The following is a 271-nucleotide window of genomic DNA, read 5'->3' as shown; positions in this document are numbered from 1 at the left end:
GCTCTTCTACGTACCAGCGGTGATCCTATTCGTTTCCCTGTTCGGCGGGTTCTCGACGTTCGGCCTGCTGCTGCGCCGAGACTATGCCGTCATCGCGACGTGCACGCTGCTCGCGTGGTCAGCCGCACATCTTCCTTTTGCGATCGCGGGAGTCGCGCTATTCGGCAGCGAGATCGATCCGACGGTCTGGCTTTCGCTTTGGGTAGCGAGCGGAGCGATCTTCGGCCTGATGATGCTCTTCGCGATCCGCACGGTGTTCGGCACGAGCTAC

Annotated in this window: 1 protein-coding gene; it reads left to right on the top strand. The window is 61.6% G+C overall.

Going from position 1 to position 271, the window contains the following annotated elements; genetic code table 11:
* The coding region (locus tag SAZ04_RS22150) for a hypothetical protein (RefSeq protein ID WP_332699770.1) at positions 1-271 on the top strand (271 nt) is incomplete at both ends.

The sequence above is a fragment of the Halalkalibacter lacteus genome (assembly GCF_036663595.1).
Lineage (GTDB): Bacteria > Bacillota > Bacilli > Bacillales > Bacillaceae_D > Halalkalibacter > Halalkalibacter lacteus.
The sequence above is the reverse complement of the archived record's forward strand: the minus strand, read 5'-3'. Positions and strand labels throughout refer to the sequence as shown.